The sequence below is a fragment of the Pantoea sp. SIMBA_079 genome (assembly GCF_046940275.1).
Classification (GTDB): domain Bacteria; phylum Pseudomonadota; class Gammaproteobacteria; order Enterobacterales; family Enterobacteriaceae; genus Pantoea; species Pantoea borealis.
The window spans coordinates 47,547-62,647 of record NZ_JAWRYR010000017.1 but is presented as its reverse complement, the minus strand read 5'-3'; the positions used below and the strand labels follow the sequence as shown (position 1 = coordinate 62,647).

The window sequence follows — 15,101 nt, the reverse complement described above, 5'->3', positions numbered from 1 at the left end:
GGGGCGCATGAATGGCGTCATTAGGTTCCGCACGCGAATTAACCCAGGGGCGCATTAATGCGCCCCCTACGGGGGGGGATAAATGTAGGGGGCGCATTAATGCGCCCCGGGTTGCGGGTATCGAACGGGCGTCGTCGCGTTCCGCACGCGAATTAACCCAGGGGCGCATGAATGCGCCCCCTACGGGGGGGGATAAATGTAGGGGGCGCATTAATGCGCCCCGGGTTGCGGGGTATCGAACGGGCGTCGTCGCGTTCCGCGCGCGAATTAACCCAGGGGCGCATCAATGGCGTCATTAGTTTCCGCACGCGAATTAAACCAGGGGCGCATGAATGCGCCCCCTACGGGGGGGATAAATGTAGGGGGCGCATTCATGCGCCCCGGGTTGCGGGATATCGAATGGGCGCATTCATGCGCCCCGGGTTGCGGGATATCGAATGGGCGCATTTATGCGCCCCGGGTCGCGGGATATCAAATGGGCGCATTCATGCGCCCCGGGTTGCGGGATATCGAATGGGCGCATTAATGCGCCCCGGGCATCCCTAGGGTGCATACCCCTGCGCGGGCAGCGGCTGACCATCCAGCCAGGCCCTGCCGTCGCGCATCACCAGCCGGCCATCCATAAACCAGCCGATCGCCAGCGGGTAGATAGCATGCTCCTGATGCTGCACGCGCGCCGTTATCTCAGCTTCATCATCGCCGGCAAAAATCGGTACCCGTGCCTGCAGGACCACCGGACCTCCATCCAGCTCATCGGTGACAAAATGCACCGACGTGCCGTGCTCCTTATCGCCGTTCTCCAGCGCCTGACGGTGGGTATGCAGGCCAGGATATTTTGGCAGCAGAGAAGGGTGGATGTTCAGCAGGCGATCGTGATAATGCGCAACAAAGGCGCTGCTGAGAATGCGCATATACCCTGCCAGCACCACCAGATCGGGCTCGCAGGCGTCTATCTCCTGCATCAGCTGGCGATCAAAGGCTTCGCGATCGGGAAAATCGCCGGGCGACAGCGCCAGGCCCGGCACGCTCGCCTGCTGCGCGCGCGTCAGGCCGTAAGCGTGCTCTTTATTACTGAAAACGGCAGCAACGCTGCCGTTGATCCGCCCGCTGGCGCAGGCGTCAAGGATGGACTGAAGATTGCTGCCGTTGCCGGAGATCAGTACAACCAGTTTTTTCATGAATGGATAACCACACGCTCTGCGGAATCAGACGCCTTAATAACGCCGATTTTCCACGCCTGCTCACCGGCATCCTGCATCAGCTGGACCGCTTTGTCCGCTTCATCCGGGCTAAGGGCAATCACCATGCCGACGCCGCAGTTAAAGGTGCGATACATCTCATGACGGCTGACGTTCCCGGCCTGCTGCAGCCAGCTGAACACCGCCGGCCACTGCCAGCTCTGCTCGTCCAGTACCGCCTGCGTATTATCAGGCAGCACGCGCGGAATGTTTTCCCAGAAGCCGCCGCCGGTAAGGTGGGCAATGGCGTGAACATCCACCTGCTCAATCAGGCTCAGGATATTTTTTACATAGATGCGGGTCGGGGCCAGCAGGTGATCGGCCAGCGACTTACCTTCCAGCTGCTCGCGTTCCGGGTCGGTGGCGCTGACTTCCAGAATTTTGCGTACCAGCGAATAGCCGTTGGAGTGCGGGCCGCTTGCTCCCAGGGCAATCAGCACGTCACCATCCTGGACTTTACTGCCGTCGATGATCTCTGATTTCTCGACCACGCCGACGCAGAAGCCGGCAACATCATAATCTTCGCCGTGATACATGCCCGGCATTTCCGCTGTCTCTCCGCCTACCAGCGCACAGCCTGACTGCAGGCAGCCTTCGGCAATACCGGTAATCACCGCAGAGGCGGTGTCAACGTCCAGCTTGCCGGTTGCATAGTAGTCGAGGAAGAACAGCGGCTCAGCGCCCTGTACCACCAGATCGTTCACACACATTGCGACCAGATCGATACCGATGCTGTCGTGACGCTTGAGATCCATCGCCAGGCGCAGCTTGGTGCCGACGCCATCCGTTCCCGAAACCAGCACCGGCTCGCGATATTTCTGCGGCAGCGCACACAGCGCGCCAAAGCCGCCCAGCCCACCCATCACTTCCGGGCGGCGGGTTTTCTTTACTACGCCTTTAATACGGTCAACCAGATCGTTACCAGCATCAATATCAACACCGGCGTCTTTGTAGCTGAGAGAGGTTTTGTCGGTCACTGCGGAATCCCCACGCGATTGCGATTGGTGGCAAAAATTAAGCGCGGCAATTCTAACAGCGCAGGCAAACGTTTGCGAGTCTGATCTCGCGCCGGATATTCGTTGTGTCAGATTTTCGCAATTCCGCTATTCTCAGGACAGGCAGCCACCCCCCTGCGCAATCCGCTGTGGCGCAAAAGCAAAAAGGCGGTATAATCCGGCGATTTTTTTTTAGCTCAACTCAATTCCGGGAGAACAATCATGAAAATCGTGGAAGTCAGACACCCGCTGGTTAAACACAAACTCGGCCTGATGCGTGAGCATGATATCAGCACCAAACGCTTTCGCGAGCTGGCCTCGGAAGTAGGCAGCCTGCTGACCTATGAAGCCACCGCCGATCTCGAAACCGAACGCGTGACGATTGAAGGCTGGAACGGCCCGGTTGATGTTGATCAAATCAAAGGTAAAAAAATTACCGTGGTCCCTATTCTGCGTGCCGGTCTCGGCATGATGGAAGGGGTGCTGGAGCACGTACCAAGCGCGCGTATCAGCGTGGTGGGCGTCTACCGCGATGAAGAGACGCTGGAGCCGGTGCCCTATTTCCAGAAGCTGGTCTCTAACATCGAAGAACGCATGGCGCTGGTCGTCGATCCGATGCTGGCGACCGGTGGCTCCATGATTGCAACCATCGACCTGCTGAAAAAAGCGGGCTGCAGCAGCATCAAGGTGCTGGTACTGGTGGCGGCACCGGAAGGCATTGCGGCGCTGGAGAAAGCGCATCCGGACGTTGAGCTCTATACCGCGTCAGTCGATCAGGGGCTGAATGAGAAAGGCTATATCATTCCGGGTCTCGGCGATGCCGGCGATAAGATCTTCGGAACGAAATAATGTTTACTCCGGGGTATGTTGCTGGTCACTCTGCCTCCGGGCAGTGCCCGAAACCGGTGCCTGCGCCGGTACGCTCCGGCTGCTGTGCGCTGGCCGTGAACCCATTGCCGCCAGCAACACCCGGCCTGCACCTGCAGGCAGAATATGCATTAGCATTTTTTAAAGAACAGTATTTGAGCAGCCGACCAGAGAGTCGGCTTTTTTTTAACAAAAAAACAGTAATTAACCGCCTGTAATACAGGAAGGGAAGGGGATACGATGACGAGACGTGCCATTGGGGTGAGCGAACGCCCGCCGCTGCTGCAAACCATTCCACTCAGCCTGCAGCATCTGTTTGCGATGTTTGGCGCCACGGTGCTGGTGCCGATACTGTTTCATATTAACCCGGCGACCGTGCTGCTGTTTAATGGCGTCGGCACGTTACTCTATCTGTTTATCTGCAAAGGTAAAATTCCCGCTTATCTCGGCTCCAGCTTTGCTTTTATTTCACCGGTACTGCTGCTGCTGCCGCTGGGTTACGAAGTGGCGCTGGGCGGCTTTATTCTGTGCGGTCTGCTGTTCTGTATTGTGGCGCTGATTGTGAAAAAAGCGGGCACCGGCTGGCTGGATGTGATGTTTCCACCCGCTGCGATGGGCGCTATCGTGGCCGTTATCGGCCTGGAACTGGCAGGCGTGGCGGCGAACATGGCGGGCCTGCTGCCGGCAGAAGGTACGGCACCGGACAGCACCACCGTGCTGATCTCCATGGTTACGCTGGCGGTCACGGTGTTTGGCTCCGTGCTGTTTCGCGGTTTTCTTGCCATCATCCCAATCCTGATTGGTGTGCTGGTGGGCTACGCACTCTCATCAATGCTGGGGATTGTTGACTGGCGCAGCGTGGAGAACGCGCCCTGGTTTGCGCTGCCAACCTTCTACACGCCGCGCTTTGAGTGGGCAGCCATGCTGACCATTCTGCCTGCCGCGCTGGTGGTGATTGCCGAGCACGTCGGGCACCTGGTGGTGACTGCGAATATTGTGAAGAAAGATCTGATCCGCGATCCGGGGCTGCACCGCTCCATGTTCGCCAACGGCCTCTCCACCATGTTCTCCGGCTTTTTTGGGTCAACGCCCAACACGACCTATGGCGAAAACATCGGTGTGATGGCGATCACCCGCGTTTACAGCACCTGGGTTATTGGCGGAGCAGCCATTTTTGCCATTCTGCTCTCCTGCGTGGGCAAGCTGGCGGCAGCGATTCAGGCGATCCCGGTGCCGGTGATGGGCGGCGTATCGCTGCTGCTGTATGGCGTGATCGGCGCCTCCGGTATTCGCGTGCTGATTGAATCGAAAGTGGACTACAACAAAGCGCAGAACCTGATCCTGACCTCAGTGATCCTGATCATCGGCGTGAGCGGTGCCAAAGTCCATATCGGCGCGGCAGAGCTGAAAGGCATGGCGCTGGCTACGCTGGTGGGCGTTGCGCTGGCCTTGATTTTCCGGATTATCAATGCCTTACGCCCGGAAGAGGTGGTGCTGGACGCGCAGGAACATCAGGATCGCTAAGCGCGTCCGCCGGGCAGGGACGCCCGGTTCATCTCTGCAGAGGATCGTGATAAACTTGCGCGGTTTTCTGCCCGCTCACTTGCTGAGGTACTTCTGAACACGCCGGCACAGCTCTCACTGCCACTCTACTTACCCGATGATGAAACCTTTGCCAGCTTCTGGCCAGGGGACAATCCGTCGCTGCTTGCCGCACTGCGCGGCGCACTGGCGCAGCAACACGGCAGCTATCTCTATTTCTGGTCACGCGAGGGCGGGGGGCGCAGTCACCTGCTGCACGCGGCGTGCGCTGAGATGTCCGCCCGCGATGAGGCGGTAGGCTATGTACCGCTGGATAAGCGTACCTGGTTTGTGCCGGAAGTGCTGGAAGGCATGGAGAATCTGGCGCTGGTCTGCATCGATAACATTGAGTGTATTGCCGGAGAAGCGGAGTGGGAGATGGCGATATTTGACCTCTACAATCGCATTCTGGAAACCGGCAAAACCCGCCTGCTGATCACCGGCGATCGGCCACCGCGTCAGCTCAATCTTGGCCTGCCGGATCTGGCATCCCGTCTCGACTGGGGACAAATTTATCGTCTGCAGCCGCTCTCTGATGAGGACAAACTGCAGGCGCTGCAGCTGCGTGCCGGTCTGCGCGGTTTTGAGCTGCCGGAAGATGTCGGGCGCTTTCTGCTGAAGCGCCTCGATCGTGAAATGCGCACGCTGTTTGAAACGCTGGATCGTCTTGACCGCGCCTCTATCAGCGCCCAGCGCAAACTGACGATCCCGTTTGTTAAAGAGACGCTCGGGCTCTGACGTTATCCTTTCTGATACTGGCGGAAACGCCGCTGCAGCTCACGCAGCTGATCGATTCGGGCGTCATACCGTGCCTGCTTCAGACTGCCAAGCGGCACCTCTGCGCTGGCGCTGCCCAGCGCGGTAATGGCCTGATCGAGCTGACCGCTGAGCGCCAGGCTCTCTGCCCGTGCCGACAGCTCTTCATCACGTAATCCCTGAGCCGCCGACGCCTGTGCCAGCAGATCCCAGGCGTTAAGGTCGTCCGGGTGGGCAAAGGTATAGCGGTTAAGAATGCGGCTGGCGCTGGCGGGCTGCTTCGCTTCCACATAAGCGTTAGCCAGGTTGAGCTGCAGCACCGGATCGCTGCCGCCGCCGCGGGCGCTGCTCAGCATGGCGATCGCCTGCTGCGGCTGGTTTAGCCCCAGATCGATATCGGTCATCAGATCAAGAAACCAGACGTTATCCGGCTGTTTCGCCAGCAGCGGCGCCAGCGTACGTCTGGCATTCGCAAAATCTTTGGCCTGCAGAAACTGTACCGCTTTGCCATACTGCGCCGCCTGCTGTTCACGCAGATTGCCTTTCGCATACTCATTCAGCAGATCGTCAGTGAGCTGATTGCGGCCGGTCGGATACATGCCCAGTACACGCACTTTCGCCATATAGAAATCCTGCGACGACTGGACCACCACCGGACGCATCTGGTTTGCGCGGTTGCGCGCGTCAGAGAGGCGGCTGTCAGGCAGCGGGTGCGTCAGCAGAATTTCCGGCGGCCGGGAAGAGAAGCGCGTCTGGTCGGCAAGCTTTTCCAGAAAGGCGGGCATCGCCTGCGGATCAAAACCGGCGCGCTGCAGCACCTGAATACCGATGCGATCCGCTTCCTGCTCATTACCCTGCGTAAAGCTGATGATGCCCTGCTGGGTGCCTGCCAGCGTACCGGTCAGAGCGGCCATTCCCGCCTGCGGATTTGCCATCGCCAGCAGAATAGAACCCAGCGCACCGACCCAGGTCAGCGGCGCACTGCGTTTCTGCTCCTCCATGGCGCGCGCCAGATGGCGCTGCGTCACGTGTGAAATCTCATGCGCCATCACCGAGGCGAGCTGGCTTTCATTGTCGGTATAGCGAAACAGGGAGGCGTGCAGCACCACGTTACCGCCAAAAAAGGCAAAGGCGTTGAGTTCGTCGTTCTGGATCAGGAAAAAGTGAAACGGCGTGCGTACTGAACTGGCGTGCGCCACCAGACGCTGCCCCAGCGCATTAATGTACTGATTCAGCAGCGGATCCTGAATCAGCGGCGCACTGGCCCGCAGCTGGCGCACGTAAAAATCGCCCATCTGCAGTTCCTGATTAATGGATAGCGTGGAACCTGCCGTCGTGCCGATGTCGGGCAGGTTATCACTGAGATCGGCGCGTGCGCTGAAGGCTGGCGTCAGCAGCAGCGCAGGAATGAGGGTAGCCAGTACGGAGATACGCAGTCGGTTTAACATGCCTCGATCCTGATAATGCTCATCTGTCGCCGGACAGAAGAGAGGGTAAATGTTCGATGTGAATCGGGTTTTCTGCTCTGCCGTTATCTTAACCGCAGGCCGCCGGGTTGCAAAGAGAGCGGCCACAGAAGCGCATAATGGAGCGTTTAGCAGTGTGAGTCGCAGTTTTGCCGCAAAAAACTGAACAGTAATGCAGCGACAGACGGGCGGATAAGTCACTATGAATTCAAAGTTACGTAAAGTTGCTCAAAAATATTGAATCTGGCATGGATTTTTCCAGGTATTCTCTGAAAAACAGCGCGGCGCTGACCTCAACTATCACCCTGTTCCATCAGCTTTTTTTATCATCAGCGCCGGATAAAAACCGACCTTAACAGAAATTAATGGTCAGGATTAACCCGCTCGTCAACCCGCCTGGTAAGCATTGGTAAACCTGCTTTCCGGCCAGCCTATTCTGCAGCGCTGACGTCATGACCATCGAATTCCCTGTTTAATCAGCACAGCTAATTATGTTGCGCGCAACTAAAACGCGCTTATGCCGTGTGGGTCGGTCACGCCGTTCCGTATGCGCTGTGGTATAGATAAGGCACTTTTTTCCTTGTGGACTGTTAATACACGTGCCGTGTATGCCGGAGAGTTTGTATGCGTTCAGCAGTAAGCTATGCCCTGATTGCTGTTCTGGGAGGCGTGGTCGGAGCAGGAATAATCAAAGGAGACGACCTCTATCAGCGTGTGGCGAAACATTTTACCGCTGAGCCTGCCGATCCCGAGGGGTTCTGGAGCACGCCCGCCATTGAAGGCTATGGCAAGATTCACTACGAAGCAGATGCGGCCTTTAAGCCGGTGGCCGGCCTGAGCAATAAAGTCATTTTTCAGCTCACCAAAAATGAAGGCGATATCAAACGTCCTAACCTGGGCCTGGAACGGGTTGCGCGCGTGGTGAATCTCTATGTTGCCTCCGGGATCCCTGTCGATCAGCTGGCGTTTGTTGTCTCCATGACCGGCGATGCGACGCCTGCCACGCTGGACAACAGCCACTTCAGACAATTTTATGGCGTTGATAACCCTAATCTGCCGCTGATCAATGCGCTGAATAAGCTGGGCGTAAAAGTCTCCGTATGCGATCAGTCTGTTGCCTTTCACCACTATCCCAACGCCTGGATCGATCGTTCAGTGATCCATGCGCTCTCCAGCCCGACTACGGTCTCCACGCTGGAAAATCAGGGCTATGCCCTTTTGCAGATGTAATCGTTTCGGTTAAGGAGAAACAGAATGCGTGTAGCGTCTTATATTGTTATCGCCGCGCTGGCAGGGTTTGTCGGCGGTAATGTGTTACAGCTTCCTGAGCTGGTGGATAAAGTCAGCGGTAAATTTGCCGATAAAAAAGCGGAGCCCGCTGACTTCTGGAGTACCCCGGCAATTGCCGGCTACGGCAAAATTCACTTTGTGAATACGCCGGACTACAACCCGGCAATGACGCCCGGGCTGAGCAACAAAATTGTGTTTCAGATCAACCGCAGCGAAGGTGATATTCATCAGCCTAATCTGGGTCTGGAGCGCGTGGCGCGCGTAACCAACCTCTATTACGCTGCGGGTGTGCCGCTTAATCAGCTGAACTTTGTGGTGTCCATTAACAGCGATGCGGTCCCGGCTGCACTGAATAATGAGCAGTTTCACAAGGCGTACGGTTTTGACAACCCGAACCTGAAACTGATTGATGAGCTGAAAAAAGCAGGCGTCAAAGTCACGATTTGCGATCAGTCCGTAGCGTTTCACCAGCTGCAGCGTGACTGGATCGATACCCGCGTAACCCATACGCTCTCCAGCGGCACGACGGTCGCTACGCTGCAGAATGAAGGATACGCCTTTTTGATGCTGTGATTTCAGCCGACAGCGGCGCAGGCCGCTGTCACCTCTCTGCTTCAATCCGCAAACCGATCCAGCGTAAAAAAGAGTTCTGTTGCCAGTCCGGCGGGATGATCCGTGCTGAAACGACCTGAGCGGTGTACACTTGTGTGTCTCTCATAACAACAAGTGACCCCCTCAATCACCACAGCGTCAGGCACGTAAATCTATGAAGCAACCTATCCGCGCGGCGGCGTTATGCTGACGCGAATCCGGCCAAAAACTGACCTGCGGACGCTGATCGCGCTGCTGGCAATTATCAGTATTGTCATCACGCTGGCAAACACGCTCTATGCGACCTGGCGCGTGCAGCGCATGGTGCTGATTGAAACCACACTGGAAGCCAACCGCGCCTACGCGACAAAGCTGGCAACCACCACAGAACTTTTCTTTCAGCAGGCGCAGTCGCAGCTGCACTTCAGCGCTAACCTGCTGGGCCAGGCGTTTGACGATGAGGCGCTCGCGCAGCAGGAAGTCAATCGCCTGCGTGAGCAGACCAGCAGCTTCAACTCCGTCGCGGTGGTGGACAGTAACGGCATCGTGAAAGCGATCTCACCGGAATCCCTGACGCTGAAGGGCATGCAGCTTACCAGCCAGGCATCCCGGGAAGCGCTGACGCAGCGGCAGCCGCTGGTCAGCAGGGCGGTGATCTCAGCCGCGAACAATCTCATCGTGTTTGTTTCATGGCCTGTCTGGAATAGCGAAGGACGCTATCTGGGTTACGTGGGCGGCACGCTCTATCTGAAGAAGAAAAGTATCCTGAATGCGCTGCTGGGCGAGCAATATTATCGTGACGGGACCCAGATTTTTGTCCTGGATCGTAACAATCAGGTGCTTTATCACCAGAACAGCCAGCTGGTGGGTAAAAGCGTGCCGGCTATTATCAGCGAACGCGAGCGGGAGGAGCGCAGCAGCGGCACCGCACAGATCACGGAGAACAACAGCAACAAGCTGATTGGCTACGCGGTGGTGCCGGGTACCGGCTGGATGGTTGTGGCGCTTAAGCCTGTGGCGGTTACGCTGGCTCCGCTTTCCGGCCTGCTGCTGAACGTGCTGAAGAATTCGGTGCCGTTTGCGCTGCTGACGCTACTGGTGGCGATCGTGCTGGCCCGGCTGATTGCGCTGCCGCTCTGGCAGCTGTCGCGAAAAGCGAGCCAGATGGATACGCAGGGGGTGTCGGCAGAAATTGGCGGCATCCGCGCGTGGTATTTTGAGGCGGCGCAGGTGAAACGGGCACTGCTGACCGGTATCGGACTGGTACAGGATAAAATCGGGCGCCTTAAGTCAGAAGTGCAAAGCGATCCCCTGACACAGTTGCTCAACCGGCGCGGATTGCACGCCGTGCTCGACTATTTTGATGCGATGCAGCAGCCGTTTGCCGTGCTGGCGCTGGATATCGACCACTTTAAACGGGTCAATGATAATTTTGGCCACAGCGCGGGCGACGACGTGATTAAGCAGGTTGCGCAGACGTTGCGCAGCAACGCCCGTCAGACGGATGTGGTCTGCCGTAACGGTGGCGAAGAGTTTCTGATGCTGCTGCCGGCAACCACTATTGAAGAGGCGCGGGTTATTGCCGAGCGGGTACGCGTCAGCATTGCAGAGCGCTGGATTGATCCGCCCGGCCATATCACGCTCTCAGTGGGCATCGCCTGCTGGCAACCGCAGCAGGGCACGCAGGAGGAGAGTCTCAGGCAGGCGGATGCGGCGCTCTATCAGGCCAAGCACGCCGGACGAAACTGTGTGATGATTGCCGGCCATGACGCGCTGGTCAGCAGCATTATACGCTGATCCGTGCGGGTCGATAAGCGGACGGCTACGTGCCGTTCTGGTGCAGTAAAAGGATAAGGTTGATGTTGTCTTTGTTGTTTCAATGGTACAAGCGTCGCTTCAGCGATCCGCAGGCGATTGGCCTGCTGGTGATTCTGCTGACGGCGTTCTGCATTCTGTTTTTCTTTAGCGGGTTGCTGGCCCCGCTGCTGGTGGCGCTGGTGCTCGCTTATCTGCTTGAGTGGCCTGTGGTCCGGCTGCAGCGTATCGGCTGCAGCCGCAGCTGGGCAACCAGCATCGTGTTAATACTTTTCGCCGGCATTCTGCTGGTTATGGTACTGATAGTGGCGCCGGTTGCCTGGCAGCAGGGCATTAACCTGACGCGCGATCTGCCCAACATGCTTAACAAGCTCTATGTCTCTGCTGCTGCGCTGCCGCAGCGTTTTCCGGCGCTGGTGGATGCAGGCATTATCGATATTATCGTGGAAAATCTGCGCAGCCGCCTGACCGGCCTGGGCGAATCTCTGGTGCGCTATTCGCTGGCTTCGCTGGTTGGCCTGATGACGCTGATGATCTATCTGGTACTGGTGCCGCTGATGGTGTTTTTCCTGCTGAAAGATAAAGATCAGATGCTGAACGCAGTACGGCGCGTGCTGCCGCGTAATCGCGGGCTGGCAGGTACGGTATGGAAAGAGATGAATCAGCAAATCACCAACTATATTCGCGGCAAAGTGCTGGAGATGGTGGTGACCGGCGTCGTCAGCTGGATCGCTTTTTTAGTGCTGGGACTCAATTACGCGCTGCTGCTGGCGGTGCTGGTGGGCGTTTCGGTACTGATCCCTTACGTCGGTGCGCTGGCTGTCACGCTGCCGGTGATCGGCGTCGGACTGTTTCAGTGGGGGCTCAGCAGCGACTTCTGGACGCTGATGGTGGTGTATCTGGTGATTCAGGCACTGGATGGCAACGTACTGGTCCCGGTACTGTTTTCAGAGGCGGTGAACCTGCATCCGCTGGTGATTATTCTGTCAGTGGTTATTTTTGGCGGACTGTGGGGGTTCTGGGGCGTATTTTTTGCTATTCCGCTGGCCACGCTGGTGAAAGCGGTGGTGCGCGCCTGGCCGGAAACCATGCCGGAACGGCAGGTCACAGAGTAAGAGGTAATGGGAAGCGGTGCGCAGCGGAAGCGCACCGCTTGTGATCAGGCAGACTTAACGTAATCCAGCACGATATCGTGATGGTCTGAAGTTTTAAAGCTGTCGAACACCTTCTCCACTTTACCATCCTGACCAATCAGGAAGCTGATGCGGTGAATGCCATCGTAGCTTTTGCCCATAAAGGACTTTTCACCCCAAACGCCAAACTGCTCGCACACCTGGTGATCTTCATCAGAGAGCAGCGTGAAATTCAGCAGCTCTTTCTCAACAAAACGGGACAGTTTTTCCGGCTTGTCGGTGCTGATACCCAGTACCTCAACGCCCGCTTTTTTCAACTCATCCATGTTGTCGCGCAGGCCGCAGGCCTGAGTGGTACAGCCTGGCGTCATCGCTTTCGGGTAGAAATAGACCAGAACACGCTGTCCCTGGAAGTCGGCCAAATTTACTTGTTCGCCGTCCTGATCGGGCAAGCTAAATTTCGGTGCGGTATCACCGGCTTTCAGTGGATTCATCACAACTCTCCGTTTTTTGTTCATGCTGTGGGTATGACACCCGGCATCGCCTGCTGGCCTGCCGGACGTTTACCTCAGGGTTATTTCATAACACGTTATGTTGCCGCAACAGAGTGTGTGGCGAAATAACCCGGAGCCTGATTACAGGACACTGCTGCTGTCGTCGGTGACACTATAGAGGCGAATTGAGCCCTGTGCATGCAGTTCTTCACAGAGCTGATTAAACGCCTGCTCTATGGGCGCGCTGACCCGGTTAGCCGGGCTGTGTGCCGTCATCTGAATATAGAGTACCGGCTGTTCATTGTCCTGAGCCGGGTTGATACGCGATACCAGCTCAGCGATGTTCAGCTGGTGTTTATCAAACAGATCGGTAAAGCGCTCAATAATGCGTGGTGAATCCGGCACTTCTACCTGAACCCGGACCGTCACCGGCATCGGTGGCGTGGCGCGCGCATTCGTTCGCTTCATTACTATCAGCAGCTCCAGCTCAGCCCCTTTCATCGGCAGGGTGGATTCAATCAGCGTGATAGCGTTCCAGCTGCCGGAAAGCAGCATAATAAAGGTGAACTCATCGCCGAGCATGGCCAGACGGCTATCTTCTATATTACAGCCGCAACTGCTGACATGGCGGGTAATAGCGTTAACGATACCTGGACGATCAACGCCAAGGGCAGTGATGACCAGATGATGCGGCTGTGGCTGCGACAAAATGAGTTTTCCTGTACGTTCGCTAATAACTATAAGGTAAACATAAAAAAAACTGCTGACAAGCGCGGGAATGGGCTGGCTCGCTTGCTTTTCTTTCAAGGTAAAACGTAACATGAGGCACTTGTTTGTCGAGGGGATAGCCCATGTTCACCGGAAGTATTGTTGCACTCATTACGCCTATGAATGACCAGGGCCAGGTTTGCCGCCCGAGTCTGAAAAAACTGATTGATTATCATGTCGCCAGCGGAACCGCAGCGATCGTTTCTGTTGGCACCACCGGCGAATCTGCAACGCTCAGCCATGAAGAGCATGGTGATGTGGTTATGCAAACCCTGGAGCTGGCCGATGGCCGTATTCCGGTCATTGCCGGAACGGGCGCTAACGCCACTGCTGAAGGGATCTCTCTGACAAAACGCTTTACCGGCACCGGCGTAGTCGGCTGTCTGACCGTAACGCCTTACTACAATCGTCCGACTCAGGAAGGGCTTTATCAGCACTTCAAAGCGATTGCGGAAAGCACCGACCTGCCGCAGATGCTTTATAACGTCCCGTCACGTACCGGCTGCGACATGCTGCCGGAAACAGTGGCACGCCTGGCGGAAATCAAAAATATTATCGGTATTAAAGAGGCGACCGGGAACTTATCGCGCGTTTCACAGATCCAACAGCTGGTTGGTGACGAGTTCATTATTGTCAGTGGCGATGATGCCACCGCGCTGGATTCCATGCAGCTGGGCGGCAAAGGCGTTATTTCTGTCACCGCCAACATTGCGGCGCGTGAAATGGCTGAACTCTGCGCGCTGGCGCAGGAGGGCAAATTTGCCGACGCGCGCCGCCTGAATCAGCGTCTGATGCATCTGCACCAGACGCTTTTCTGTGAGCCCAATCCTATTCCGGTAAAATGGGCCGCGAAACAGCTGGGATTGATCGCGGATGACACGCTGCGCCTGCCAATGACGCCGCTGACCAGCGCGGGTCAGGAAAAAACAGCGCAGGCACTTATTAAAGCGGGTCTGCGTTAATTTAGGGAGAATCAATGAGTTTTTCAGTTAAGCGTTCGACGCTGGCAACAGTAGCGGGCCTGTCTACCCTGTTGCTGCTGACAGCCTGTTCCAGCGATCAGCGTTACAAGCGCCAGGTGAGCGGCGATGAGTCCTATCTTCAGACGCCTGAACTGCGTGATTTAAACGCGCCGGCAGGAGCAATACTGCCGATACAGAACGGCGACTATGAGGTTCCGCATCGCGTAGCCAATGGCGCACTGGGTAAAGCGCTTGATATCCGTCCGCCGGCGCAGCCGCTGGCGCTGATGAACGGTACCCGGGCGCAGTTCACCGGTAATACCGGCGTACTCGCGCTGGAAAGCAGCCGTGGCTCTATCTGGTCACAGGTGGTCAACGTGGTGCAATCCTATAAATTCCCGATTGCTCAGCGTAATGATGCCGGGCAGCAGCTCACTACCGATTGGGTGCAGTGGAACCGCGCAGATGAAGATAATCAGTATCGCGGGCGCTATCAGATCAGCGTCCAGAACCAGGGGTATCAGCAGGTTCTGACGGTGCGTCTGCTTGAACTGCAGCAGCAGGGCCAGACGGTGACTTCACCGGCTCAGGTTCAGCGCTATACCGGCCAGATGCTTAACGATCTCAGCACCGGTCTGGATAAGATCGATACCGCCAGTCAGGATGCCGCCGCCGGGCGTGCAACCGGGCAGATCGATGTACAGAGTGGCGCGGATGACACCGGCCTGCCGCTGCTGATCCTGCGTTCGCCGTTTAACGTCACCTGGCAGCGACTGCCGGCGGCGCTGCAGCGTGCAGGCATGGAAGTCACAGATGACAACCGTTCGCAGGGTAGTCTGAAAGTGACCTACAAGCAACCGGGCAGCAGTGCATTTGACGCGATTGGCGCCAAAGATCCGGAGCTGCCGAACGGTGACTATAAGCTGCAGGTCGGCGACCTTGATAACCGCAGTAGTTTGCAGTTTATCGATCCCAAGGGTCACGTGCTGACCCAGGCGCAGAACGATGCGCTGGTCGCCGTCATGCAGGGTGCACTGAATAAATAATTGTGTAAAGGCCGGAGATTCTCCGGCCTTTTTGTTTTGATTTTGGCATAATGGCGCCCGGCGAGGTAAACGATTGCGTCACGCAGTCGTTGCGCGGTG

General features: G+C 56.9%; 14 protein-coding genes. 9 read left to right on the top strand and 5 right to left on the bottom strand.

The features are described from left to right. Nucleotides 1-542: 542 nt before the first annotated feature. Nucleotides 543-1,178, bottom strand: a complete 636-nt coding sequence (gene purN, locus SB719_RS17395) for a phosphoribosylglycinamide formyltransferase (protein WP_065648705.1) — start codon at nucleotides 1,176-1,178, stop codon at nucleotides 543-545. Next, complete coding sequence (gene purM / locus SB719_RS17390; protein ID WP_065648706.1) at nucleotides 1,175-2,215, bottom strand: phosphoribosylformylglycinamidine cyclo-ligase; 1,041 nt, start codon at nucleotides 2,213-2,215, stop codon at nucleotides 1,175-1,177. The genes purN and purM overlap by 4 nt, the downstream gene beginning before the upstream one ends. Before the next feature lie 240 nt (nucleotides 2,216-2,455). Here purM and upp point away from each other — a divergent pair, with 240 nt between their 5' ends. The 3 genes from upp (at nucleotide 2,456) to hda (ending at nucleotide 5,419) form a co-directional block, all read left to right on the top strand. Next, the gene (gene upp, locus SB719_RS17385) at nucleotides 2,456-3,082 is read left to right on the top strand and encodes a uracil phosphoribosyltransferase (RefSeq protein WP_039379551.1); all 627 of its coding nucleotides are present in this window, start codon (nucleotides 2,456-2,458) and stop codon (nucleotides 3,080-3,082) included. Between the two features lie 258 nt (nucleotides 3,083-3,340). Beyond that, nucleotides 3,341-4,624, top strand: a complete 1,284-nt coding sequence (uraA, locus tag SB719_RS17380) for a uracil permease (RefSeq protein WP_314686029.1) — start codon at nucleotides 3,341-3,343, stop codon at nucleotides 4,622-4,624. Nucleotides 4,625-4,717: 93 nt separating this feature from the next. Next, the gene (hda, locus tag SB719_RS17375) at nucleotides 4,718-5,419 is read left to right on the top strand and encodes a DnaA inactivator Hda (RefSeq protein ID WP_240484896.1); all 702 of its coding nucleotides are present in this window, start codon (nucleotides 4,718-4,720) and stop codon (nucleotides 5,417-5,419) included. A gap of 2 nt (nucleotides 5,420-5,421) precedes the next feature. Here hda and SB719_RS17370 read toward each other — a convergent pair whose 3' ends face one another. Beyond that, the gene (locus SB719_RS17370) at nucleotides 5,422-6,885 is read right to left on the bottom strand and encodes a tetratricopeptide repeat protein (protein WP_304233876.1); all 1,464 of its coding nucleotides are present in this window, start codon (nucleotides 6,883-6,885) and stop codon (nucleotides 5,422-5,424) included. Nucleotides 6,886-7,527: 642 nt separating this feature from the next. Here SB719_RS17370 and SB719_RS17365 point away from each other — a divergent pair. The 4 genes from SB719_RS17365 (at nucleotide 7,528) to SB719_RS17350 (ending at nucleotide 11,714) form a co-directional block, all read left to right on the top strand. Beyond that, complete coding sequence (locus tag SB719_RS17365) at nucleotides 7,528-8,133, top strand: DsrE family protein (RefSeq protein ID WP_292969888.1); 606 nt, start codon at nucleotides 7,528-7,530, stop codon at nucleotides 8,131-8,133. 24 nt (nucleotides 8,134-8,157) lie between these two features. Continuing rightward, a complete protein-coding gene (locus tag SB719_RS17360; RefSeq protein WP_065648712.1) occupies nucleotides 8,158-8,766 on the top strand; it encodes a DsrE family protein in 609 nt (202 codons plus the stop codon). A 222-nt stretch (nucleotides 8,767-8,988) separates the two neighbouring features. Next, nucleotides 8,989-10,581 carry a sensor domain-containing diguanylate cyclase gene (locus SB719_RS17355; RefSeq protein WP_304233871.1) on the top strand — a complete coding sequence of 531 codons (1,593 nt, stop codon included), beginning with the start codon at nucleotides 8,989-8,991 and terminating at the stop codon, nucleotides 10,579-10,581. A gap of 62 nt (nucleotides 10,582-10,643) precedes the next feature. Next, nucleotides 10,644-11,714, top strand: a complete 1,071-nt coding sequence (locus SB719_RS17350; protein WP_412159516.1) for an AI-2E family transporter — start codon at nucleotides 10,644-10,646, stop codon at nucleotides 11,712-11,714. Between the two features lie 44 nt (nucleotides 11,715-11,758). On the opposite strand, the gene bcp is transcribed toward SB719_RS17350, so the two are convergent. Both bcp and SB719_RS17340 read right to left on the bottom strand, forming a co-directional pair. Beyond that, nucleotides 11,759-12,226 (bottom strand): thioredoxin-dependent thiol peroxidase, encoded by a 468-nt coding sequence (gene bcp, locus SB719_RS17345; protein WP_065648715.1) that lies wholly within the window; start codon nucleotides 12,224-12,226, stop codon nucleotides 11,759-11,761. A 141-nt stretch (nucleotides 12,227-12,367) separates the two neighbouring features. Further along, nucleotides 12,368-12,934 carry a glycine cleavage system transcriptional repressor gene (locus tag SB719_RS17340; protein ID WP_065648716.1) on the bottom strand — a complete coding sequence of 189 codons (567 nt, stop codon included), beginning with the start codon at nucleotides 12,932-12,934 and terminating at the stop codon, nucleotides 12,368-12,370. A 143-nt stretch (nucleotides 12,935-13,077) separates the two neighbouring features. On the opposite strand from SB719_RS17340, the gene dapA reads away from it, so the two are divergent. Then, entirely contained in the window at nucleotides 13,078-13,956 is an 879-nt protein-coding gene (gene dapA, locus SB719_RS17335; protein WP_065648717.1) for a 4-hydroxy-tetrahydrodipicolinate synthase, read from the top strand. A 14-nt stretch (nucleotides 13,957-13,970) separates the two neighbouring features. Continuing rightward, nucleotides 13,971-15,002 carry an outer membrane protein assembly factor BamC gene (bamC, locus tag SB719_RS17330; protein ID WP_065648718.1) on the top strand — a complete coding sequence of 344 codons (1,032 nt, stop codon included), beginning with the start codon at nucleotides 13,971-13,973 and terminating at the stop codon, nucleotides 15,000-15,002. Nucleotides 15,003-15,101: the final 99 nt, after the last annotated feature.

Excerpts from the sequence above, each read along its gene's own strand:
- purN (WP_065648705.1), bottom strand. The coding sequence starts at position 1,178 with ATGAAAAAACTGGTTGTACTGATCTCCGGCAACGGCAGCAATCTTCAG.
- bamC (WP_065648718.1), top strand. The coding sequence starts at position 13,971 with ATGAGTTTTTCAGTTAAGCGTTCGACGCTGGCAACAGTAGCGGGCCTG.
- SB719_RS17370 (WP_304233876.1), bottom strand. The coding sequence starts at position 6,885 with ATGTTAAACCGACTGCGTATCTCCGTACTGGCTACCCTCATTCCTGCG.
- upp (WP_039379551.1), top strand. The coding sequence starts at position 2,456 with ATGAAAATCGTGGAAGTCAGACACCCGCTGGTTAAACACAAACTCGGC.
- SB719_RS17360 (WP_065648712.1), top strand. The coding sequence starts at position 8,158 with ATGCGTGTAGCGTCTTATATTGTTATCGCCGCGCTGGCAGGGTTTGTC.
- bcp (WP_065648715.1), bottom strand. The coding sequence starts at position 12,226 with ATGAATCCACTGAAAGCCGGTGATACCGCACCGAAATTTAGCTTGCCC.
- SB719_RS17355 (WP_304233871.1), top strand. The coding sequence starts at position 8,989 with ATGCTGACGCGAATCCGGCCAAAAACTGACCTGCGGACGCTGATCGCG.
- SB719_RS17350 (WP_412159516.1), top strand. The coding sequence starts at position 10,644 with ATGTTGTCTTTGTTGTTTCAATGGTACAAGCGTCGCTTCAGCGATCCG.
- dapA (WP_065648717.1), top strand. The coding sequence starts at position 13,078 with ATGTTCACCGGAAGTATTGTTGCACTCATTACGCCTATGAATGACCAG.
- SB719_RS17365 (WP_292969888.1), top strand. The coding sequence starts at position 7,528 with ATGCGTTCAGCAGTAAGCTATGCCCTGATTGCTGTTCTGGGAGGCGTG.
- uraA (WP_314686029.1), top strand. The coding sequence starts at position 3,341 with ATGACGAGACGTGCCATTGGGGTGAGCGAACGCCCGCCGCTGCTGCAA.